The organism is Saccharibacillus sp. WB 17 (genome assembly GCF_008634075.2).
Classification (GTDB): Bacteria; Bacillota; Bacilli; order Paenibacillales; family Paenibacillaceae; genus Saccharibacillus; species Saccharibacillus brassicae.
The window spans coordinates 1-25175 of record NZ_VPFK02000025.1; the positions used below are offsets into that span (position 1 = coordinate 1).

Sequence of the window (25175 nt, forward strand, 5' to 3'; positions counted from 1 at the left end):
GCGCCCGAGCGCGCGGCACGCTTCGCAGCGTGCGCAGTCCGCCGAGCCGCAGGCGGCGCAGGGGCCGCCCGCAGCTTCGCTGCCGCAGCGCACGCAGCGATGCGCGGCGCGGGACGCGGCGGCGAAGCGGCCGCCGGACAAGCGGCTCTGGCGAGCTTCCCCGCTCGGTCGGCCGCAAAGCCGACTTGGGCCGGCTCCCGCGGTCTTCTCCACCGCGCCCGACAAGGTGAGCCGTCCCTGCAAATACGCCCACTGCACGATCGCTTTCCAATCGCGTTCCAGCCCCGGGGCGATCTCGCGAATCATCGCAAGCAGTTCGCGGCCGAGCAGCGAACGGCCTTCCAGCAGTTCTCCGAGCACATGGGCCTGCTCGTTCAAATGCCGTTTCTTTTCCAGTTGATCGATGTCGGGCTCGCCCGGTTCCCGGCCTCCCGCTTCCATCCATCGCTGCCCTGCGCTTCCGCCATCCGTTTCTTGCATCCCGAGCAGCGACGCGATCGAATGGGGATCTTCAGCCGCAAGCTCCGGCGCGAGCCACCGGCGAATATACCTTTCCCACTCTTGGGTGCTCCAATGATCCGCCGATTTCTGCACGGTTTTTCCGCTCAGGCGCGCGGCCCACTGCAGCGGCATGCCGGAAGAAACCAGCTTCCCGGGCAGCCGGCTCGCATTGCCGTGTTCCGCGGCGCCGAACGGTCCCCACCACAAAAAGTCCGCTTCCAAATCGAGCGATAAATACAATTTTCTCTCGTTCCCGTCTCCCGCCGCGTATAATGAAGCTTTCATGTTCAGGCCTCCCGCCAAATTTTTTTAGAAAATCCCACAAAAAAAGCACACCCTTTTCGCTCTTGAGAGCGTATAAGGAGTGTGCTTCATTCCTTCCGACCGGTCTGAGACCGTTTCGGATTTTACGTTATTTTGTTCACTTACTAACCTTTTCCAAGTTCTATCAATTCCCTACTTTCGTTCATGAAATAAAAATGCATCTTTATATCTTCGCGAATCGTCACACTTACAGCGTAACCCAGCCCATTTTGATCGCATTGATTACGGCCTGCGTACGGTCTTCGACTTCCATCTTTTGCAAAATGCTGCTGACATGGTTCTTGACCGTTTTCTCGCTGATAAACAGGAACTCGCCGATCGCTTTGTTGCTCTTGCCTTCCGACATGAGACGCAGCACTTCGGCTTCGCGGCGCGTCAGCGGATTGTCTTCGCCGCCGATGAACTTGACGCCGGCTTCCTCGTTCTGCGTACTTTCGAACATGGCGCCGCGCTCGTTGACGAACGTCATGCGCTGCAGCTGTTGAATCAGTTTGCCCGTCACTTTGGGATGAATATAAGCGTGGCCGGCCGCTACGCTGCGGATTGCGTTGATCAGCGATTCCGCTTCCATATCTTTCAAGAGATAGCCGCTTGCTCCCTTGCGAAGCGTCTCGAAGACATAGCTTTCATCGTCATGAATCGACAGCATGATAACTTTGATATCCGGAAAAATCTCGCGGAGTTTCGCCGTCGCTTCCACGCCGTTCTCGTTGGGCATGTTGATGTCCATCAGGATGACGTCGGGTTTGAGGGAATTGCAAAATTCCAGCACCTGAATGCCGTCGCTGCACTCCCCGATGACCTCGATGTCGTCCTCCATGTTCAAAATCCTTTTTAATCCCTCACGGAACAACTGGTGATCGTCAGCCAAAAGTACTTTAATTTTAATTTGTTCCGAGTTCATGCTCTCCATCTTCATACCCCTTTCCATTTTCTACATTCGTCGGGATATGGATCACGATTTTAGTTCCTTGATTCTCGGCTGATTCGATCTCCATTCTTCCCTCAAGCAGCTCGACTCTTTCCCGCATTCCAATCAGACCGAAGTGCACATGCTGACTCGCCTTTTGCTCCAAGATTTCCGTGTTAAAACCGCGCCCGTTATCCCGAATCGAAATTTTGACGAGCTGCGTCTGGTAGGCGATCTCGACGACGACGTGAGTCGGGTCCCCGTGCTTGGCCGCATTGGTGAGCGCCTCCTGAATCAAACGGAAGACGGCAGCCTCCATTGCGGAAGAAAGCCGATACTCTTTGCCCCTCGTCTCGAATACGGTACGAATCCGGTTCTTATCCTCGTAATCGCGCGTGTACTTGCGAAGCGTCGGAATCAATCCGAGGTCGTCAAGCGCCATGGGACGGAGGTTAAAAATAACTTTGCGGATCTCTTCCAGGCTGAAACGCACCTGCTTTTTGAGATCCGCCACTTCTTCTTGAACGCGGCCGTAATCTTTTTTGCTCAGCATGCGCTCGACGATTTCGGTCCGGAGCGCCATATTAGCCATTAGTTGCGCCGGACCGTCATGAATTTCCCTGGAAATGCGTTTGCGTTCTTCTTCCTGAGCCAGAATGATTTTCAGGCCGACCATCTGACGGGTTTTGGCGGATTCCAGCATTTTGGTCGCCTGACCGACTTCTCCGCCGGACAAGTACTCGGTAACGACGCTCATCTGCGAGCCCAGCGTCTCCGCGCGCTCGATCGCGTTCATCGAATTGCGCACGCGAAGCTGAAGCTCATCGCGCCTGGCTCTCAAATAAGCTTCTTTCTCCCGATACACCGAAAGCTCCAACTGAAACTGCGTCGCCCGTTCATAGGCCTGCCGAATATCATTCTCCGTATATTTTACGAAATCCCGGCTCACTTCCGTGAGCCGGATACGGGAAAGACGGAATTTACCTTCGAGATCGTCGACTTTGTCGGCGGTGTCCGAAGTATCCTTGATGACCTTCTGCAGTTCTTCGGTGAGTGAGTTGAGTTCGGCGCGGGACTGATCCAATATCTCAAAAATTTGATACTTGCTGTCTTCCACGACTTGAATGGCATTTTTGATGACTCGGTCTAAAGCATCCGCTTGGAAATCCACGGGCAAAATCGACTCCATTCTTCTGGCGTTCACCTTTTTGCTAGCCTTCCTATTGTAAGGGTGATCGTTCAGAACCTATCGTATCATGACTCGATAGTCACGGTCTTCGTTTTTTGTTCCCATTTTACGGACAATCCGAGCTGCTCGGAAACAAGCCTGACCGGGACTAAAGTCCTATTGGAAACGCTTATCGTCGCCGCTTCGCCCGTTTTGCGTTTTCCATTGAGGATATAGTCCTTCTTATTCAAATTCAGTACAAGCAGTTGATCGCCGCGCCGAACGGCAATCGAACCGGTCTTCGCTTCCCAGCCCGACGTTCCTCCGAACGCATCGGTGATATATTTGACCGGCAGATAGGTGACGCCGCCCTGCACGACCGGAGCCGCGTCCATTGTGCTGGACGTTCCGTTCGTGAGCAGCGTTTTCGAACCGACGGTCATCTTCGCGGTCACGCCGGACGGAAGGTCCAGCGAGCCCGCGGAAGCCGCGGACATCGTTTTGATATTATCGATTTCCACGAAGCCGCTGGCCGAACGTTCGTCTTGTCCTTCTGCCAGATTCACCACGTAAATCCGTTTCAACTTGGCCGGATACGCGATGCTGCCGTATTGGTTCAAGTTGACGGTCAGTGTTTTCCAACCGGTAAAGTTCAGGCTTTTGGCCAGGTCGACGTAGACGGTTTTGCCGTCGGCGCCGACAACTTCGGCACGTAGCCAATTGTAACTGTTATCGCCCAATACGTCGAGACTCATCGAACCTGCGCCCGATGCCAGCGTTTTGCCGGACGAACCGTTCAGGTTGGCGTAGGCGTACTTGTTGCCCGTGCCTCCCGTCGTATCGTAGTCGATCCGCAGCACTTTGGAGTTGGCATGCGTGCCGCTCCCCGCTTTGATCTGCGCGCTGCCGGTCACCGCCGACGGACTGCCGGTAAAGCCTAATCCGTACGTGACGTTCTCGAAGTTTTCCCAGCTGTTCTCCTGAACGTCCGCCAGTGTCAGCATGCTTTTGAACCCTTCGTAGCTTGCGATCGCATAGCCGACTTTGGTTCCGGCATCGACCGAAGTCACGTTCAATGTCCCGTCTTTGATGCTGCCTTTGAACCCGATGAATTCCCACTGCAGCGCCGAAGGATCGATACTGACCGTGCCGCCGGATTTCAGCGTCGCCGTTGCCGGCAGCGAAATCGTCGTGCCTGCCTTGAGCGGAGCCGAGGTCGTGCCGAGATTCAGCGCCGACAACGAATCCGCGCCCACGACTTCGACCTGCAACGTGGAAGTCACTCCGCCGCTCGTGGCCGTAATCGTCGATGTGCCCGCTTTTTTCGCCGTAAACGTACTTCCGCTGACCGCGACGTTCGCATTGCTCGATTTCCACGCCGGATTGATGCTCGACGCGGCGATCGGATTATAGTAGGTATCGTACCCTTTGACGCTGTAGCTTGCGGTCTCACCGATCAGCAGCTGCTTTTTGCCGCTGACCGCGAAGCCTTTCAATTGGCCTGCCGGAGCCGTGGTGTAGACGCCGAGCCCGTTGACGACGCTGCGCTGCACCTCTCCGCCGTATTCGGTCGTGAACGTCAGCTGCGCCTGCTCTTCGCCGAGCGGACGCGTCACCATCGTCGTCGATCCGCCTCCGTCGAGGTTCATGCCTTTCCAGATGCCAAGACTCGTCATCAGTCCCTGAAGCTCGGTCAGCGACATGCCGCTGCTTCCGTCGTTGTCCTGCACCGTCACGATGTAGGCGTACTGTCCGCTCTGGGAGTAGCCGAGCGCCGTCCGGGCCCGGTAGCCGCCGATCGAATCGACATTGCGGGAAAACGAAGACGCTTTGCCGTTATCGACCAGAATGGTATGCCCGCCGATCATCACTTCCAGCGAATTCGGATCGAGCTTTTGCCCGTTCGTTTTGGACACGAGGCTGTAGTCGGTCTGGACTTTGGCGCCGACGGTCAGGTTCGCTTTGAGATACGCCGCCGCCGTTCCGTGCGCGCGCAAAATGTAGCCGCCTGCCGGCACGGTGCCTTCCAGCGCTTTGCCGAGCGAGACTTTCGTCACGACGCCGTCTTGCACGAGCGCTTCGGACGGAATCGTCGCGCTGTTCTTCGGACGTTCCGCGTTGCCCCACGCTTCCGTGTACATGTACATCGCGTCCACGTGGCTGTAGGTTTTGCCCGATTCTGTCGAATACGAGACCAAATTGATGCCGGACAGTTCAAACGGCTGCCCGCCGCTCGCTGTGACCGTGCCCGCAAAATCGTATTGGTCGATCACCGGTTTGCGGTCCTTCGTCACGCCGAACGCGTACATGCCTTTGAGATCCGACGGGCTGGACATCAGGACGCCGTTCGATACCTGCGCGCCCATCGGAGCCCCTTCCGCCGCCGTATTGAAGTAATCGCCGTTGACGCCGGCTACCGCGCCGGTTTCTTTGGCCATGCCGCTGACGGTCTGAAGCGTGGTGAACTTGCCGCCGCGTCCGGTCATGACATCCATTTTCACGTACGGATTTTTCAGATCCACCTGGATCACGTCCGCCAGTCCCGAAGCCGTTTTGCCCGAGCGGGGTACGGAATATTTATAGGTCATCAGTTTGGCGCCCGACGTAATGATCTCTTCCGACGCCTTCTCGATCGACACGGCTGCCGCCGCGGAAGCGGTGTACGTACCGGTCAGCGCTCCCCAGCCCGGTACGGCCAGCGGTTGTACGATCAAGGCTCCGGCCAGCGCGGCGATCATCCACTTTCGGCTCGTTTTCAACGTTTTGCTGCCCTGCTTGTTCATGAGGTTGAGTTTCGCTCCCTATCTGTGCAGATTCGTTCGCGTATGTATGACTCTGTAGTGTAGACCTATATACGCCACTATTCTAATAGACTGAAACGGCGTGAAAAAGTTCCTGCAAATTCGACAAAAAAGAAATCACAATAACTAATTTTACCTTACTTCGGCAAAATGAAAAGAGAAAAAGCGATCATTTCCTCAAATAATCCGAAGAAATGATCGCTTTTGTTTACGGGTAAATAAAGTTTGGCTGAAGAAGAAAAAAATGCTTGGGACTTTTGATTTAGGCAGGAATTTAGTTCAAATATCCCGATTTTTGGAGAACGCGCTGGAGCATCGTCGCCGCTTCCGCTTTGGTCGCGCTGCCCTGCGGATTAAATTTCCCGCCGCTCGCTCCTTGAATGACGCCGGCTTGTACCGCTTTGGCGGCTTCGTCGACGAATTTGATCTTGGCTTTGTCTTTGAAAGCAGACAGAACCTGACTTGCGCTGCCGTCAAGCGTCAGCTCGGTTCCCGTATAATTCAACGCCCGAACCATCATAATCGCCATCTGCTCGCGCGTGATCGAATCGTTCGGCCGGAACGTGCCGTCGGTATTTCCGTTGATGATGCCTGCCTTGACGGCGGCACCGATCGATCCGATCGGCACTTTGCTGTATCCGATATCGCTAAAAGCGGCCGCGGCCGCAGCGTCGGCACTTAATCCGAAGCCGCGCGAGATCAGTTCGGCAAACTCGCCGCGCGTCATGTTGGCTTTTGGAGCGAACGCATTGTACAAAGTCGGACTCAGCACATACTTGGCGCCCAGTTCGTTAACCGTGTCCTGCGACCAATGTCCGGCCGCTCCGCTGACCGTGCGGGTCGAATTGACCGGAATCAGCGTACGTCCGCCCGTGAAATCCCCGGTCAACAGCATGCCGGCGGATTGCGCGCTCGTCTTGGTCGGCACAAAAGACGGGGAGGTCGACGTTCCGTCAAAATAGACGACGGACGTCCGCGAAGCCGGAGCGTTCACGTTCAGTTTCAACCGGTACGTACCCAGCAGGTCGACGTTTTGGGCGGAAGACTGGGCACCGCCCGACGGGCTGACGGAAGTTCGAATATCGACGGGACCGGTCAGCATTTGCGCGTCCGCGTCGCTCAGCATCGTGATGGTGCGACCTAGCGAAGCCGCAGGCACCGTTTCGAGCTGCACGTTCAGCTGCGCATCGCTTCCGCCGGATACGCCGGCCAGCGAAGCCAGCGGCAGTTCGTAGGCGATGTCTTTGTGCCGGACCGTAAACGACAGGCCGTTGTGTTTGGCGTAAGCGTCTTTCAATGGCTGGATCGGAATCGTGACGACTCCGGCCGTTTCCGCGTCGGGTACTTCAAAAACGACGGTGCCGTTTTTGGAGCTGCGCGCAAAAGCGGCATCCAACGCTTTTTGCAGCTCGACCGCATTAAGCGTATACCGGTGCGTATTCGTATTGAGCGCCGAAGTCGCATCGGACGAAACGGCCGCCGAGCGCGCAAGAATCGTCATTTCTTTGCCGAATTCGGATGCCGGCAGGATCGATCCGTCCGCTGCGGGCGTAGTCGCCGGGTCTGTCGCCGTCGTCGTTCCGGTGACGTTTTGCACCGGCATACGGTTGAAGCCGATGACCGGCGTTCCCGATACATTCTTGAGCGGCGTTCCGCCCGGCATATAGGACAACATAACGACTTGCCCGGCTTTTAATTCGGTTCCCAGCTTGAGCGTGAGGGTGCTGCCGGCGAACGAAGCCGAAGTCACTTCCAGCGCGTTGTTGTCCGCCGTAACCGAAAACTGCTTGTAAGCCGCTTCTGCCGGCGTAAGCAGGGAACCGGTGAACGTTACCGCAACCTGTCCCGCATTCCCGCTCGCCGTACGAATTCCGCTGGTGCCGGAAGCCGCATCGACCGGTTGGAGATTCAGGTAACCGGCGGCGTTGGCGTTAAGATCGGCCAGCTTCAACGTCCCCGGAACATACGATACCGTGATGTTTCCGTTTGCGATCAAGGAAGAAGCAAGCGTCAAGCGAACCTGACTGCCCGTGACTTTGACGCCGTTCACGTACACCGGATTGCCGCCCGACAGTACCGAAAATTGGCTGTTGGTCGGCAGTGCGTCCGTTCTGAGCGTCTCGTTGTAATTCAGGACCAACTCCGTGCCGGCAAGTTCCGCACTCACGAACTCCGGCGGACGGGTATCCATCAGGTTTCGAATGCTGAAGTCGGAAAAGGCGGAGATGTTTTGCCCCAGCACGTCCTGCAGCGGATATCCGGCAGGCGTGTAGTTCACTTTTACGACGGCTCCGTCCGGTACTGCCGCATCCAGATACAGCAGAAGCGCCTGGGCGCTGCTGCTGAGCGAACGAACCTCATAGCTGCGTCCGCCTGCCGTTACGGTAAACTGCCTTGCGGCTTGCGCTGTAGGCGCTTTAACGCCGTTCTCGAAAATCAACGTAATCATGCTGCCGTATACGTTGCCTTCTTTTGGCTTAGGCATGGCGCTGTCGATCCCGTTCGTAACCGCGTAAGAAGACAGGGAAGCGGCCGCGTTCGCGTTATAATCGATGAGCGGACGGACTCCGGGATCGTAAGACACTTTCACGTCCTGGCCGACCGCAATTCCCGTATCCAAACGGATATACACGCTGTCTCCGCTAATATACGCGCTGCCCGGTGCCCGCTTCTCTCCGTTCACCCATACGGTGTAACTGGCCAGCAGAGGCGTCTGCGATACGTTCAGCGACTTGTTGTAGGCGAGACGTATCAATGTAGGGCTATCCATTTTGGCGCTTTGGATGACCGGCAGCGTGCTGTCGGAAGAAGACGTCTGGAAGCTCCACGACGTGCTCCCTTTGATTCCGGCAAAAGCAATCCCGGTATTCACCCGGTCTCTCACCGCACCGTTTTCCAAGTCGACATAATAGAACGTTCCCGGCGCAAGTTTCTCTTTGGGCGTGAGGATGACTTCCGCCGCGTTGGCGGGATTGACGACAGCTTCCGCTTCGACCTTCGCTCCTCCGCTGCGATACAACGTAATCCCCGTGCCGCTCAAAGCCACGTTTCGGTTGAAGCGGATAGTCGGCTTGGCATCGGTAGGGACGCTCGTACTGCGGTCGGTCGGATACAGGCTGGACATTTGCAGCAGCCCCGTATCCGCCATCGTCGAAAAGCTCCAAGTCAGAGGCTGTCCGGCTTTCGGATAGACGTTGCCTTCCGAATCTCCGAACAGGCCGGCCGGAACTTCTACCGTATACGTATACCCGCTCACAAGCGGCGTCGCCGGCGTAATGGTCATCGTCTTCGTTCCGCCGCCGGTAATGCGTCCGGAGCCCAGCGTCACGGTATCCGTGACTCCGTCGTTTCTGACGATTCGAAGGCTTCCCGTGCCGCCGTTCGGATATACGTTGCGGCTGAACGTCAGCTGCAGGTTGGAGCCGGCCGTCACGCCTGTCGTGCCGGTCTGAGGCAGCATCGCGGACAAAGCCAAAGCGTCCCCTGTCGTCGTAAACGTCCACGTCCGGGAAGTCGGAATGCCGGCGAACGGCGTGCCGTCCAAATCGCGGAACAGGTCGGCATCGGCCAGCACATAATAAGTCGTGCCGCGTTCCAGTCCTTGGTAAGAAGCGGAAGCCTGCGCACCGGTCTCGCTGTCCATCTTGAACTCGCTTGGCGTCAGTGTCTGAATGAGTTTGCCGTCGTTCAGCCGATAAATGGAGACGCCGCCTTTGTTTGGCAAAGCTTCGGTCCCTTTATTCGGTACGACCGGTTCGCTGAACCGAATCGACAACGTTCCGTCTGTCCCTGCTCCCGACAAGCCGTTCTGTGGATTTTGCGTTAAAATCGTCGGTGCCACGTTGTTGGCCGACTCGGTTCGGAACGTCCAGTCGATCGCCTTGGCGTAGAATCGTCCCGACATGTCCGCAAACACGTTGGCATCGACATGCGCCCGGTATCGAACGCCGGGCTTCAAAAATTCCGCATCCGGTTTGATCGATACGTTAGCCGTACCCAATCCGCTTACCTTTTCCGAGAGAACGGGAATTTTAAGAATCGCTTTGTTATCCGGCAGCGCCGGATCTTCTTGCGTCAAGACGATATCGCCTTCTGCCGCGGCAACGGCTTCCGAAAAAGCCAATCCCATTTTGAAGCCGCTTTTCACTCCGATCTCGTCGTTCGACGGGCTCGTTGCAGTCAGTTCGGGATCGGTCGTATCGGCTTCCGCCCCCGTCTTGAACGTCCAGGTGATCGCGCTCGTAATGCCCGTCCAGACTTTGGCGGAAACGCCCTGCTGAATCTCCGTATCTTTCAGAACCGGAGACAACAGGCCCGCATCGGCCAAAATATAGTAACCGGTGTTGGGCTCAAGCTTGAGCTGGTCGCTTGGAAGTACCACTTGTGTCCCTTCGGTCTGAAATTGAAGTTCTCTGCCTTTGATCGTGCGTACCGTGGTGTTATCGCTTTGTTTTTTCAACACGAAAGTTTTGTCCGCTGCCCCTTCGGCCAACTTGACCGCACGATTAAAAGTCAGCAAAAACCCGGGTGTCAAAGACACGTTGGGCGCTTTGACGGCGGGCGAATACGTTTGAACGGAAGCGGTCGCTTCCGCCTCGGCAGCGGCCGCGATATTAGAGCTTTGCGCTCCACCCATCGTTTCCCATGCGGCGGGCGCAAGCAGATTGATCATCATCAAGGAAGCCATGGCCAATGCGATTTTATTTTTCATTCGTACATCTCTCCTTCCGAAATCCGTAACAGACAGTCTTTTTCTATATCGGAAGAGAGCAAGAAAATGATTAGCCAAGCAGCCCACGGACGTGGAGGGATGCAGCGCAAAAAAGGCCTCCCGAAGGAGACCCTTTGTAACGTAATGATCGCTTTAAATGAACAGGAAAACGAACCTTTAAGATACGCCGGCCTGATTTTTGAGATCTTCCGCTTTGTCCGTACGTTCCCAAGGCAGATCGATGTCCGTACGTCCGAAGTGGCCGTAGGCCGCTGTTTGCTTGTACAGCGGGCGGCGCAGATCCAGCATGCGAATAATGCCGGTAGGGCGCAGATCGAAGTTCTTGCGCACAAGCTTCACAAGCGTCTCTTCGCTGACCGTACCGGTTCCGTACGTATCGATACTGATCGAGACCGGGTTGGCTACGCCGATCGCATACGCCAGCTGAATCTCGCATTTATCGGCCAACCCGGCGGCTACCAGGTTCTTGGCTACGTAACGGGCCGCATAAGCCGCAGAACGGTCGACTTTGGTCGGGTCTTTGCCCGAAAAAGCGCCGCCGCCGTGGCGTGCATAACCGCCGTACGTATCGACGATGATCTTGCGTCCTGTCAGTCCTGCGTCTCCCTGCGGGCCTCCGATCACGAAACGCCCAGTCGGATTGATAAAGTATTGAGTGGCGTCGTCCAAAAGTTCGGCCGGTACAACCGGCAGAATAACATGTTCTTTGATATCGCGCTGGATTTGCTCCAACGTGATTTCTTCGGCATGCTGCGTGGAGACCACAATCGCATCGACACGAACCGGCGTATCGCCGTCATATTCGATCGTCACCTGCGTTTTGCCGTCGGGCCGCAGGTATTCGAGCGTTCCGTTCTTGCGAACTTCCGCCAAGCGGCGAGCAATGCGATGCGACAGCGCGATCGGAAGCGGCATCAGTTCCGGCGTCTCATTCGACGCGAAGCCGAACATGAGTCCCTGGTCGCCGGCACCGATGTTTTCCGTTTCAAGCTTCATTTGCTCGGGATCGCGTGTCTCCAGTGCCGAATTGACGCCCTGCGCAATATCAGCCGACTGTTCGTTAAGCGAAGTCAGCACCGCGCACGTATTGTAATCGAACCCGTATTTGGCACGGGTATACCCGATTTCCTTAATCGTGTTGCGCACGATGGCCGGAATGTCCACGTATTCCGATTTCGTGCTGATCTCACCGATGACGAGCACTAGGCCCGTCGCGACGGCAACTTCGCAAGCTACCCGAGCATTCGGATCATTAACCAAAAACGCATCCAAAACCGCATCGGAGATCTGATCGCAGATCTTGTCCGGATGACCTTCCGTTACGGATTCGGACGTAAATAAACGCCGTCCTTGAAGCGACATAAGCGTGTACCTCCTTGAATTCCACCTTGAAATTTCCCGTATACAAAAAACGAACCTTTCCCGATCGGGAAAAGGTCAATGATTCCATCCTCGGTTGTAATGGTAGCGGATTTGGGATGGAGTGTCAAATAAAACAAAAAAACACCCCGGCGTCCCGGGGTGTTTTTGCATACAGATTGCTGAGAGTTACTTGTTTCTATTAACGAGTAGGACCAGTTACGATCGAACCGTTAACAGTGAAGCTTCCCAGAGCAGCTGTATCAGCTGCTTCTACGTCTCTGCCTGTAGCAATCAGCTTAGTTGTAGCATTTGCCGAACCGTCGAACGTTACGTATACCGGAGTGTTAGCTGGAGTAGCAACCGGGATTGCGAACGTTACGTTTACTGTTTTGAGGTCAGTACCTGTTACTGCTACTGTTGCGCCTTTGACAGCTGCGTTAGTGCCTACGCTAGCGGAGAACAGTTGTGCTGCCGAAGCTGCATTTCCGTTTACGTATACGCCTCTTGTAACAGGAATCGCTACAGTGATTGTATCTTGAGTTGCATTGTAAGTTGCACGAGTTACAGTCGGAGCAGTAGTCGAAGCTACTGGTCTGAATGCATTCGTTACAGCTTTAGTCGCGTTAGTTTGCGTGTTGCCAAACTGGTCAGCGATGCTTTCGAATACAATGCTACCGTTTGTGAAGTCAGCCGGTACGCTTTCTGGAAGCGTGATCGTCAGAGTTCTGTTGTTGTTGGAGTTCGTAACATTTGTAGGTCTTACAAATGTTGCGCCGTTTGCTCCAGTGAAGTTGAAACGAACGTTGTTCACGGATGCTCCCGATACTTGACCGCTGAACGTTACTTCAACCGTACGGTTGTTGTTTACGCTTGGCGCGTTAGTGATCGAAATTGCATTTTCCGAAGACAAGATTCCAGTGATTGCTTCTACGCGGCCGTTACGGTCCGGGCTAGTGAAGAATGTACCCGATGCGTTGCCAACGTAGCTCGCGATGATGCTGTTACCCGCCAGGGTAGGTGCATTGTTCACGAAGTTTCTAGCGTAGATACGTACAGTGTTAGCGCCTACTGGCTCAACATCCGCATTGCGGTCTGTCAGTACTGTAGTCGCAACGCCGCCTGCGCTTGGAGTTGCTGGTGTGTTCAGACGGTATTTGGAAGCTTCCAGAGCGTTGCCGCTACCGCTAGTCGCGATTTGACCGGAGAACTGTACGTATACCCACGATCCGTTAACCCACGAACGTTCGATCGTTGCTGTAGCCGATTGGCTCAGAGCGATTTGTGCGCTGTAAGGAGTCAGGATGTTTTGAGCTGTCGTTACGTCACGTACGCCAGCTACTTCCAGCGTGTAGTTCGTTGCTGTCAGTGCAGTTGTAGGACCCAATGTAACGCGAACGGTACGGTTGTTTGTTCCTTGTACTGCTGGAACGACTACCGGATGTCCTTGGTCAGTCAGACCTGCGCTCGTAACAACAGCGCCGCCAGTAGTTCTCAGCGTGTAGTTGTTACGGTTCAGAGCCGAACCCGCTTCGGTTCCATCAACGTTTACAGCTTTGCTGAATTGAACGTCTACATAGTAGTTGCCGTTTGCTGTACCAACGCTAGTACCGATTACGGTAGGAGCCGTCAGATCCAGTGTAGGCGTTACTGTAGCTGTCAGCGTTTGAGCAGCGTTGCCGCTGTAATCCGTTACGCCAGTCAGCGTAATTGTATTAGCAGAGAAGCTCAGGTTGCTGGAGAACGTCAGTTTAGCCGTTCTGCCGGACAGTTCAACGTTTGCCGGAGTCGATACGTTGTTAGCGCGTGCGCTTCCGATCGTACGAACTGGCTCGCTGAATGTTACGGTTACTTCACGCAGGTCGCTCGAAGTTGTCGAAGCGATCGTAGGAGCAGTCGTGTCCGCAACTACTGTGAATGTACGTTGTACCGGAGCCATTACCAGACCCGAGTAATCGCGTACGTTCGACAGGCTGATTGTGTGCTCGCCTACTGTCAGAGGAGTCTCGATCACAACCGAGTTTCTGTCGTAGTCGTATTTGAAGTTTGCAGCTACTGCGCGGCCGTCGATGTTGATGCCGGCAACGGTGATGGAGCTAGCTACAACTGGCTCGCTGAACATAACTTCTACTGCGCCAGTGCCCAGAGCGTTAACTTCAGTGATTGTTGGAACTGCTACGTCCGAAGGTGTGAAGTTTACAGTACCGGAGATTACAGTCGCTCCAGTGTTTTGCTTCACGTTGCTAACTTTAACCGAAGTTTGACGGTTGTTAGCGAGCATGTTGTTGGCTGTGTCAGCCAGCAGCAGGGTAACCGAACGGTTGTCGGCCGACAGCATAGCGCTTTCGATCGTCAGGTCCGGAATGCTGTAGTTGTTGACGTTTTCTGCGGACGATTTGTCCACTTGTCCGTCGAACATTACAGTTACTTGCTTCAGGTTGCTTGCAGCAGCGCTCTCAACCTTAGTAGCGTCCGTTACTTTCCAAGTTACGCTTTCGCTGTAATCTTTGCCGTCGTAAGTGAATGTTACAGTTGTAGCTACGTTAGGCTTAAGAGCCGTTGTAGGTTTAACTGTTACTTTTTCACCGTTAGCCAGCGTGAACACTACAGTTGCGCCGTTGTCTGTAACTTCGTACGAAGTTACAGCCGGTTTAACGACTGCAGTTTGGTACGAGTAAGCTGTGTCAACCAGCAGGCCGCGTGTTGCTGCTGCCGTGAAGTTCGAAGTTCCGCTGATCAGGCCAGCGTTGATTGCAGCTTGTACTTCGCCTTTGGCCCAAGCCGATGCGCTGTTGTTGATGCCCGTAGTTGGAACTTCGAGCTTAGCTGCGCGTACCAGTGTAGCTGCCATTTCTTGAACTGTTACTTTACCGTTCGGGTTGAACAGTTTTTTAGTTCCAGTTGTTGTACCTTGCATGTAGCCGGCTTTCGTTACGGCTTCAACGAAAGGCTTGTACCAAGCGTTCGCATAGTTTTGATCCTGGTAGGAGTTCGTGCCAGTAGTCGAAGTTTCCAGACCAGTCAGCAGAGCTACTACTTTCGCGAATTCAGCGCGAGTCATGTCTTTGTCGAGGTAAGCGTTGCCGTCTGGGTAGCCGGCGAAGATACCTTGAGTAACCAGTGCGTTATACTTTTCTTGCGTAGTAAGCGTTGCTGCCGATGTTACCGAAGCGAACATCGAGAGAGCCATAGCCGTAGAAAGGGCCAGGGATACAATTTTCTTCATACTTGTTTGTTCTCCTCCTTGGAGTAAAGCTGTGTTTTTTTTGTCTGTAGTCGGTTCGCATTCGCTCATGTTACCAATCGCTGATTGCACCCCCTTTCCAGAGTAGAGCAGGTAAATAAGTATAAATAAGGTCTGTGACGGGTATCACAGAAACTTGAAACCGGTAGTTAAGTAAGTGCAAAGACAAAGGATAGCCAGTCCCGCTTCCCGTATTATACATTGGTCGCTAACCGCCGTAAAGTCCATTTTCGCACAAGGGCTCACAACTTTACGGATTTAAGGCCAATCTTTGGAAGATCAGGAGCTAAAGGCGTCTTGTTTTGACACTCAATAGATTAGACGCTGAAGGTTACAATAAAGTTGCGGCATTTTAAAAGTTTTTTTCGTTTTTCTAAAATGTCTGTAACTTCTAGCGCTTTTCCTCATTATGAGAGATGTCCACTCATTTACTTAAACCGCTTTTTATCTTTATAAACACAAAAAGCGCCGGGAATCGACGCTTTTTGTGTTCTTCTATCTTGTTCTTCTATTATAGAAGGTTACAAACTCCGGACGCAGCCGCTGTTAGCGAATGCGCAGAGCCAGTTGGATAATACGGGCGCGCATCTGAGGATCGACATCGAGCTTCTCGTACATTTCGTCGATCGGCTTCTTGTTGTCCTTGTACGTCTTGTCGTGCTTGATCGTGGCATGCGACCAGGAGATCAGCTCGTTCTCGGCTTCTGCCAATTCATTGAACGCGTCGTGGAATCCGGTCTCGATGACCAACTTCTCCATCAGTTCCTGTTCAACCTCTTCGGTCTTCTGTTCTTCGGCTACGCGTGCTTCCAATACCTTGGAACGTTCCTCGAACTTTGTTTTGGCTTTCATGTAATCGATCTGGGCTTTCGACTTAATCGGTTTCATCGCTACGTTTTCCACCTTCGCAGTAAGTATTGTTATTCGTTATTTTAACGTAAACTGCTTTAAATTACAAAAACGGTTTTAGACAATCTTTCAAACGTACGGACATAGAAAAAGCAAGAAGCGCCTCCAAAATATAGAGACGCTCCGTGCTTCGGTTTAGTTGCGTTAAATCGAAATCATTCTTGCAAGCTTACAGAGACTTCATTTTCTTCATGACCTTGACTGCGATATCGGCAGCTTCGGCACGCGTAAACGTCGCTTTCGGATCGAAGCGGTACGTCGCCTTCTTCTGGCCTTCTTCGAGTTTGTTGGCCTTGCCTTCCATATACTTGCCTTTGGTCACCGCGAGAACGGCGCCTGCGTAGCTGGCATTGATGGTCGTGGCATCGGTAAACGCTTTTTCGAGACCGGCTTTGGCTTTGGTGTTATCCGTAAGCTTCAGGTTCATCGCTCTGGCAATCATCATCGTGGCATCTTCGCGGCTGAGCGTGTTGTAAGGCATGAACACTCTCGGACCCGTACCCCGAATGATCCCTTTGCGCACGGCTGTTTCGATGTAGCGATAATCCATGTACTGGTTCGTCACGGGACCTACGTCATCGAAAGTACGTTTGGTGATGTCTTCGTCATAATCCAGCGGAATGTTCAGCATTCTCACCAGCATCGTCGCGAACTCGCCGCGCGTAATGACTTCGTTGACGCCGAATTCGTTTGCATCTTTGGCTTTCATCACGCCGCGGGACATCATCATCTCTACGGATTCCCGCAGGTCGGATTGGGCAATGACGTCGCCGTAGCTGTAACGCAGGCCGAGTACGGCGTAATAACCGAATCCGTCGAGCGGAGCCGTAACGGTTTTGGCGGATTTGTTGACGGTACCGCCCAGGTTGATCCATTCGTTGCCGTTCAGTCTCCAGATGCCCAGGTTGCCGGCCGAAGCATCGACCAGTTTAGGGTCATACTTGATAGTGATCGTACCGGTTTGGGTCGGTTCCAGCCACTGCTTGGACGAACGGCTTTCGAAGCCCGGAGTCGTATAAGGCTGGTTGCCCGGAACGGTTTTGTAATCGTCGCTTGTAGCGGTCGACGTGAAGTACCCGGCATCGGTCCAGTACAGGTTGGAAGCATAACCGAAGTGCGGCTTAGGCACCATGCGGCTGATCATCGTACCGTTGGATTCCAGCAGTTTCAACTGGCCGTCGCGGTATCCGCCCTGACCGTCGTTTACGTTGACTTGATTGTAAATTTTAAGCGTACGTCCATCCAGAGGGCTCGCGATTCCCGCGATCAACTCCTGCTTGTCGAACAAGCTGATTGTCGGAGACTGGCTGCCCGGCGTCGGGTTGATTTCTCTCAGCAGCGTTCCTTTTGGCAGGGAAATTTGCAGATCCCCTTTGAACAGTTTGAGCTTGCCGCCGGAAGGCATCGTCGTGCTGTACTGCGCGCCCTGCACGTTTTCGGACGAGTAGTTCACTTCGAACGTTCCGTTGGTTTTGGTCTTTCCGGCATTGACTACGAACTTAACGGTGTTTTTGCCCGCTTTCAATCCGGTAAGACGGCCGCGGAAAATGTCTTTATCGCCTTTTTCCAGAGCCAGTTTGCCCACGAGGACGCTTGTCGCGCCTTCGGCTTGGATACTGATATCCAGGAAGTTTTGCGTAATGACGCTTTCGTTAGGCAGTTTCGGCGACAAAATCGTGTACGGACGCAGTTCGCGCGTTACCGTCAGCGTCTTCGAAGTCGTCGAAGTTCCTTTGCGTACAAATACGGTTACTTTCAGGTCGCCCGTCGTCGGAAGGGACAGATCCTCGATAATAAACCCGTTTACGGTGCCTGCTTTGGAGCTGACTCTAAGTTCGCCCGTAGACTGGGACCACGAAGTGCCGGTTCCGCGAGTCAGGCGCGTTTCTTTTTTGTTGCCGTCCAGACGCACGATGATTTCGTCTGCCGTATCGGCAGGCGTAATGGCGAACTCGACGTCCATCGACAATTCATTGGTCGTATACTTGTCGGTTTCTCCCGGAATAAAGAGCGCATTGTCCTGGGTCAGGGAATTGACCGGAAGCGGATGGAAATTTTCGATTTGAATGCTGTCGTTTTCGATCAGGTACAAATTCAGCGTCGTCGAGACTTTTTTGCCGTCCGTCGTACCCGACAGCGTCAGCGTGTTGGAGCCCGGCGTCAGCGTCAGCGGGAAATCCGCGGAGCTGAGCGAGAACGTTCCGTCCGTAGACGTCACGGTTTTGGTCCGTCCGCTGTATTCGACCGTAACCGTATTGGTGGCTGCCGTAAAGTTGATCAGGCGGCCTTGAACCGATTTGACGTCTTCGGCGCTCGTGAAGACCTGCTCGTTATACAGGTTGGTCACCTGGATATAAGGAGCGGATTGATAGTTGATCGGAACGGAGACCGAATCGCTTCCGTATTCGAAAGTCAGAGTCTGGCGTCCGCTTTTGAGCTTGGTGATTTGGTAGACGTTGTAGCCCGTGCCGCTCGAATCGGTAAAAGCTTTGTAGTTGCCGGCCGGCAGCGCCGTACCGTCGACTTTGATATTGACCGCGGCGGAGTTGCCCGTATCGACGGCGATCCACAGCGGAAGTTCAGGAACGGAAACATACGGAGACGTGCCCGCATCGAAAAGAACTTTACTGCTGTAAGAGCTGATGCTGTTTGCGCCGTTCGTCACTCCGTAGAGCTGGTAAATGTTTTTGATATAAGAATCGTTCGTTCCGCGCACTTTGAAGTTTACGGTTGCGCGCTGTTGGCTGTTGACGCGCAGGTCGAGTTGATACGAGCCCGAATCGAGCGCATCCACGGAGGCGGTCGTCCGGAAGCTGTAGATGACCAGCGAAGTGCCTACCGTATCTTTTTTCGTCAGCGTAACGCTGGCTTCATTGAAGTTCGTATAGACCTGCGGCGTGTTGTCTACGATTTTGTTGAACGTGATCTTGCCGTCCAGCGTATTCGGTGCCGTGCCGCTTGCCGGCATGGCGATGACGACTTCGCCGGACAGCTGTCCGGCCGGCGAACCTTCGACGGTCGTATTCGGCTCGATCGCCGTCGTGCCGATCTTGGTATTGTATACCTGTGCGTTGCCGTCATAATACACGAGTGTCCGTGTCTCCGCGTACGAAGACGTAGCCGACTTGACTACGAACGTCAGCTTGTTGGAACCCTGCGTCAACGTCGGCGTGGCGTAGAACGTGCCGGCTCCGCCGCTGAACATCGAATTGCCGTTCAGCGTGACGTCGGCCGCGTTCGGAGCTTCTACCGTAATGGAAGGCGTCTGCGAGGATACGACGAACGGAACGTTTTCCTGCGTATCTTCGGCTCCGACTTTTACGGAAGAAAGGTTAGGAGCATCGATGAACGTGACGTAAGCCTGGTTCGAAACTTCCTGGCCGGTCGTGGTGGTCGCTTTGACCGTAATCCGGTTAAGTCCCGATTTCACGTTGACCTGATAAAACTTGAACGTCTTGTTGTCTCCCGTATCCGGTTGACGGTCGCCGCCGCTGCTGCTGCCGACAACCTTATCTCCTACCATCGATTCGATCACGTAAGTGATCGTCGACGTGTTCACATCCTGAAACGTACCGATAATGTCGATCTTGCCGTTGGCGCTGTTGGTAGGCGCCTTGATATCGGGACTCAAATTGGTGATTTTCAAGCTTCCGCCTGCCGCTGCTGCCGGATAGACCGGAAGCAGGGTGAAAATCAATACGACTGCCATCATTAAGCTCAGCAGAGACTTAATGCCCTGTTTACCCACTTGTACAGCTCCCCTTTTCGACGTACGTTCAATGAACGTCGTGTTGTTGTTGCCATTCCGCAATGGATCTCCCTCATTTCCCACTTTACTGTTCCTGCTTACTCTTACTACGCGTCGTTATCTTTTTTATCGGCCCTGTCCCTGCAATATGTTATAAAAAACCCTTAATTTATGAATAAAAAAAGCCTTACCCCATCTTGGAAAGATGGAATAAGGCTGTTGATGCTTCCGAAAATGACTCAAGGTTCCGTCCGGTCGCCCGGCTTCACCCTGAAGCGCGCCAGGAATCGCAGCACGGGACGCTTGGTCTGGCCGACGAGGCCGATGACTTCGGCGCCGATCTGCAGGAAGAACATCATGACGCAGATGACGACGAACGTGACCCAGTTCGCTTCGAACATGGCGGAAGCGGATTGGATGACGGCCAGAATGCCGAAGAATGCCGCGATGCCGTAAATGATCAGCACCGTCTGGCGGTGGCTGAACCCGAGTTCGCGCAGGCAGTGGTGCAAATGGCCCTTGTCCGGGGCGAAGATCGGCTTCTTCTGCAGCTTGCGGCGCACGATCGCGAAGAACGTGTCCGACAGCGGCACGCCGATGATGATCAGCGGCGTGATGAAGGACAGGACGGCGATCTGCTTGAAGCCGAGCAGCGAGAGCATGGCCAGGCTGAATCCGAGGAAAAGAGAGCCGGTATCGCCCATAAAGATTTTGGCCGGATGGAAATTGAAGAACAGGAAACCGACGATTCCGCCGAGCAGCAGCAGACAGAGCATTGCTACCAGCAGATTGCCGTTGATCAGCGCCATCACGAGGATGGTGCCGATCGCGATGCCGGATACGCCGGCTGCCAAGCCGTCGAGGCCGTCGATCAGGTTGACCGCGTTCGTCACGCCGACGATCCAGAAGATGGTCAGCGGAATGGCGATCCAGTTTTCAAGCGAAGAATATGCATCCATAAAAGGTATGTTGACGAAATCCACTTTGATGCCGAATCCGAACACGACGACGGAAGCCGCACCGATCTGAATAAGAAACTTCAGTTTGGCGTTCAGGTCGAACCGGTCGTCCAGGGCACCGGTCAGCACGATGATCGTACCGGCTGTCAGGAAGGCCTTGATAAAGTTCCCGTCCCGCTGCGACAAATCGAACGGAAGGAAGGGCAGCACGGCAAGCAGCGCGATGACGAAAGCGAGAAAAATTCCGAGTCCGCCGAGTCTTGGCATGATGCGCGTATGCACTTTTCTTGCGTTCGGCACGTCTACCGCTCCGACCTTGATGGCGAACCGCTTGACGAGCGGAGTCAAACCGAGAGCCAATCCGAGCGCAAGTACGAAACCGAGAATATAGACAATGAACATGTTTGTCTCAAACCTCCAATGTGTTTCAACCGGGAATCATTATACCGCGCCCCGCGGCTGAATGCCAGCACGAATATGCGATTTTTGGCGTAAAAAGCTGCTTATCCCGTGCTTTTTTTCGCTTTTTTGACCGTTTGCATAAACCGGGGCAGCGCCATCATCCGCGGCAGGCGCGAAGGTTCCTTCGCCAGCCGGTAAAACCATTCGAGGCGCAGCTTCTGCATGAACACCGGAGCGCGCTTCGTTTTGCCGGAGATTACGTCGAAACTTCCGCCCACGCCCATGATCACCGCAGCGCCCAATTCCTGCTTATGGCGCGCGATCCACGGCTCCTGCGTCTTGGCGTCCCGCGCCACGAACAGCAGATCGGGCTTCGCCTGGCGAATATGTTCGATCACGCCCGCATTTTCGGACTCGCCGAAATATCCGTTGCGGACGCCGACGATTCGAACCTTCGGATATTGGTTCTGTAACCGGCTTGCCGCTTCCTGAACCACTTCCTCCGCCGCTCCCAGCAGGTACGCGGTCCAGCCTAACTGCTCGCCGCGCTTCATCAGCTCGTGCAACAGATCGAACCCGGCGACGCGTTCGGCGACCGGATCGCCGAATTCTTCGGCTGCCCACACGACGCCCGCGCCGTCCGGCACGATCAGTTCGGCTTCGCGCATCGCGCGCATATTGTCTTCGCTCTCCAGCGCCGCCATGATCATGATCGGGTTCGCCGTAATGATCTGATGCGGTTTGCCCGAAGCGACGGCGCGTTCCAGCACGTCGACCGTATCGCGCATGCCCAGCTTCGAGACGTTCACGCCGAGGATCGAAGTGACCGGCACCTGCCGGACTCCGTCTTCAAGATGGATTTGACTCATAAGTTTCGCTCATCCTTTTTGTGCAAAATATTCGGCGATCGCCCGCGCGGGACGCGCCGCTTCGCTTTGAAGACCGGCAATCAGCGGCTCGCGGTCCGATTTCCAGCTCTCGGCGTCGTCCAGCAGATGCGCCAGCTCTTCGGCCAGACGCTCCGGGCGCACTTCCTCGCTCGTGCCGATCGCTTTGACTTTTAACCGGCCGAGGAAATTATCGATCTTCGGATCGTACGAAATGCCGGCAAGCGGAATGCGCTGGGAAGCGGCATAGATCAGGCTGTGCAGGCGCATGCCGACAAGCGCCGAGCAGCGGCCGACTTCAAGCAGCATCGCCTGCGGATCTTCCGTCTGCCGCGTCGTGATCTTCGAACCGAGCGATTTGACGTCGCCCATCCGTTCGATCACGTAATTCGAAGCGGCTTCGTCATCCGGCAGGTGAAAAGGCAGGAAGCAAAAGTGGACGCTGCGGCTCTCCGCCAATTTGCGCAGGCCGTCCGCGATGCCCGCAAGTTCGGTCCGGTCGGGATTCCAGAATCGGACCGAGATGCCGATCTTGGGCAGGTCGCCCGGCTTCTCAGCCGGGAATTTCGACGTCGCGCCCGCCGGCAGCGGCAGTCCCATCACCGGGTCCGGCACCACTTCGATCCGGCTTCCGTCCATCCGCATCGCATGCAGCAGCTGCGCGGATTCCTGATCGCGCACCGATACGTAAGCGCTGCGTTTGAACGCGCCGTGGATCAGCGGGTAGAAAAACTTGCGGCTGACCGGACCGACGCCCTGCGCGTAGATGAACACCGGCTTGCCGATCCATTGGGCCAGCCGGATCACGCCGACGTAATAAGGAATCGTTTTGGCGCTGGTTGCGTCCTGCAGCAGGCTTCCGCCGCCGCTGATCAATCCGTCGCTTTCCTTGATCGCCTGGCGTACTTCCTTCATGTTCATTCGGTGCACGGCCTTGACGCCGTAAATGCCGGACGTCCAGGAAGGATCCCCGGAGAGAACGATCGGCTCGAATGCGATGCCGATCCGTTTCCCTTCCTGTTCCAGCGCGGTCAGAATCGACTTGAGCACCGCCTCGTCCCCACTGTTGCGGAATCCGTAGTAGCCCGATATTACAATCTTGCGAGCAGCGGAGACCATTTCTTCCAACACCTTTCGATGATTTGCCATAAGAGCACGAATACCAGGCCGACGATAATGCCGAAGCCGATGCCGAGCAGATCGCGGACGAGGGAGATCCAGACCGGCGTATGGATATGTGCGAACGTGTCGACCATCGACAGCTGGCCGATCGACGCAATGATCAGCACGTAGATTGCATGACGATATTTCAAGGCTACAAAAATACCGGCAATAAAGATCGGATGGCCCAGCAGGAATTCTTTGGTACGCGGACGCACGCCGACCGTATTCTCAAGCAGGTTGCGGAACGCGATCTCCAGGGAGCTTGCGCTGCCGCTGTTTCCGGTACGGGACAAGTAGTAAAGTCCGGCGACTCCGGCGATCGCCACGATGACGACCATCGCGATCGTAACCGGCATGCGCATGATTTTGCCTACGCTGCCGAATGCCGAGTTTTTGCGATAAAACAGTACGTACAACGCGGTCAGCGCGATCGGCGCCAGATGCAGCAGGCTGACTCCGCGGAACTGGTCCAGCACAAGCTGGTACGTGACGTGATGGAGCAGCGCGATGATGAACGGTACGGCCATAAGCGACATCGCGCTCGTGCGCAGGAACAGCAAAATGCTGTGCGCCAACCGTCTGCCGGTGCTCATCGTCTGCCCAACCTCGTGCAGGCGATCGATTTTGCGAACGGCGAACACCATCGCGATCGTCGGCGCGCTGATCGCGGAGAACAGCGCGAGCGCCTGCTCCATAACATGCGGACGCAGCACGTAAAGTCCGGCGACTCCGACCAATCCCAACACGAAGGACAGCAGGGTCAGCGGCGGCACGAAAATGGAAACCAGCAGCGCGACGAGGGCAACCGCTCCGATAATGGCGATCCAGCGGAAATAGTTCTGTCCGGCCATTTCGGCCACGTCGAACGCGGACGCGGTGCCCATTTCGAAGCCGTAATTTTGAATGCGCTGGATAGCGCCTTCCGGTCCTTCCAGACTTTCGACGATATTCTCGATCGTGTCGGTAATTTTGCCTTCGACGCTGTTCGTCTGAACCGCCGTATGAATAAACATCATGCGAATGTTGCGGTCTTTGGCGGCCAGAGCGAAACGATCGGCGAGAATGTCCGGATCGAGCGCCGAGTCGCGGCCGCTGAGCGAGTAGAGGCGGGCAACGTTATAGTTGGTCTCTTTCGCCAACGTCTCGAACCCGCGCTGGGCTCCGCGCAGATTCTCGATCGCGGCGATGCCGATTCCGCGCTCGTTCAGCAGTTGGGCGAATTCGTCCAGATGCCGGTCTTCCGGCTCTTCCGCATAACCCGGCGTCTCTTCGCCGTCGAACAAAATGCGGTCCACGCCCGCGGCTTTGAACCGGTCGAGCAGCGAAGCCAGCGCTTCCTGATCGTAAATGGCGCTGTTGCCCAGACGCGGCAGCAGATGGAATCCTTTTTGCTCCAACCGTTCCATCGAGATCGGGTCGGGTTCCATCGTTTTGAGCACGGCGTTTTGCAGCGGAGTCGCGATCTTCAGACCGCTCCGTCCGTTCAGGGACCAGTCCGCAACGGCGATCTCCTGACTGGCGAACGCTTTGCGGATGATCGGTTCGATCCGGCTCTGGCTCTCCGCGTCCGTAAACAGCAGATATGTAGCGTTCTCGTTGGCCGTCAGCACTTTGCCGGTCAGACGTGCCGCATCCTGCTCGCTGTATACCGTAATTCTACGGGAGTTGGACAGCTCGGTCAGCGTAGCCTGGTAAATGGCCATCGTATGAATGCCGGCTTCTTGGAGTACGTCGAGCTGTTCATTGATAAAAGCGTTCGGATTGCCCTGGTACGAAGATACCTGGATCAGGTCCCGGTAATCGAAAATCATTTCCACGTTTTTGGACGTGCCTTCTGTCCGGATCCGGTCGTACGCGACCGGAAGAGAAGCCACGATTCCCAGGATCACCAGGATCCACAATACTTTACTTGCAGCTTTGTTCCACTGCCGCCACTTCTGACTCAAGTTCGGTATACCTCCTTGCCGGCACGACTCGCGCATCCGGCATTGTTCAAGTTGTATAAGTCAGACGCCCCCTGCCGAAACGCGCCGCTTCGGCGCGCTTTGGCAAGAGGCATCCTCGGGA

At 55.0% G+C, this 25175-nt stretch carries 12 protein-coding genes and 1 pseudogene; all 13 read right to left on the reverse strand.

Going from position 1 to position 25175, the window contains the following annotated elements; genetic code table 11:
* Positions 1–786, reverse strand: a pseudogene (locus tag FTE24_RS14125) (hypothetical protein); the annotation flags it as partial.
* 226 nt (positions 787–1012) lie between these two features.
* A complete protein-coding gene (locus FTE24_RS14130) occupies positions 1013–1738 on the reverse strand; it encodes a response regulator (protein ID WP_141447410.1) in 726 nt (241 codons plus the stop codon).
* Positions 1710–2906, reverse strand: coding sequence for an ATP-binding protein (locus FTE24_RS14135; protein WP_150235187.1), 1197 nt, complete (start codon positions 2904–2906; stop codon positions 1710–1712). Before FTE24_RS14135 ends, FTE24_RS14130 begins: the two co-directional genes overlap by 29 nt.
* A gap of 83 nt (positions 2907–2989) precedes the next feature.
* The gene (locus tag FTE24_RS14140) at positions 2990–5686 is read right to left on the reverse strand and encodes a stalk domain-containing protein (protein ID WP_150235146.1); all 2697 of its coding nucleotides are present in this window, start codon (positions 5684–5686) and stop codon (positions 2990–2992) included.
* A 292-nt stretch (positions 5687–5978) separates the two neighbouring features.
* Positions 5979–10415, reverse strand: coding sequence for an Ig-like domain-containing protein (locus tag FTE24_RS14145; RefSeq protein ID WP_150235144.1), 4437 nt, complete (start codon positions 10413–10415; stop codon positions 5979–5981).
* A 177-nt stretch (positions 10416–10592) separates the two neighbouring features.
* Positions 10593–11798, reverse strand: a complete 1206-nt coding sequence (gene metK / locus FTE24_RS14150) for a methionine adenosyltransferase (RefSeq protein WP_150235143.1) — start codon at positions 11796–11798, stop codon at positions 10593–10595.
* Positions 11799–11997: 199 nt separating this feature from the next.
* Positions 11998–15021, reverse strand: a complete 3024-nt coding sequence (locus FTE24_RS14155) for an S-layer homology domain-containing protein (RefSeq protein WP_160441768.1) — start codon at positions 15019–15021, stop codon at positions 11998–12000.
* Between the two features lie 564 nt (positions 15022–15585).
* Complete coding sequence (locus FTE24_RS14160) at positions 15586–15927, reverse strand: hypothetical protein (protein WP_141447415.1); 342 nt, start codon at positions 15925–15927, stop codon at positions 15586–15588.
* 190 nt (positions 15928–16117) lie between these two features.
* Entirely contained in the window at positions 16118–19657 is a 3540-nt protein-coding gene (locus FTE24_RS14165; protein WP_160441769.1) for an S-layer homology domain-containing protein, read from the reverse strand.
* 278 nt (positions 19658–19935) lie between these two features.
* Positions 19936–21057 (reverse strand): glycosyltransferase family 4 protein, encoded by a 1122-nt coding sequence (locus FTE24_RS14170; RefSeq protein WP_150235137.1) that lies wholly within the window; start codon positions 21055–21057, stop codon positions 19936–19938.
* A 101-nt stretch (positions 21058–21158) separates the two neighbouring features.
* Complete coding sequence (locus FTE24_RS14175) at positions 21159–21926, reverse strand: WecB/TagA/CpsF family glycosyltransferase (RefSeq protein WP_150235134.1); 768 nt, start codon at positions 21924–21926, stop codon at positions 21159–21161.
* Between the two features lie 9 nt (positions 21927–21935).
* On the reverse strand, positions 21936–23063 hold the full coding sequence (csaB, locus tag FTE24_RS14180; protein ID WP_150235132.1) for a polysaccharide pyruvyl transferase CsaB: 1128 nt from the start codon (positions 23061–23063) through the stop codon (positions 21936–21938).
* Positions 23036–25054 (reverse strand): DUF5693 family protein, encoded by a 2019-nt coding sequence (locus FTE24_RS14185; protein WP_150235130.1) that lies wholly within the window; start codon positions 25052–25054, stop codon positions 23036–23038. The genes csaB and FTE24_RS14185 overlap by 28 nt, the downstream gene beginning before the upstream one ends.
* Between the last annotated feature and the right edge of the window lie 121 nt (positions 25055–25175).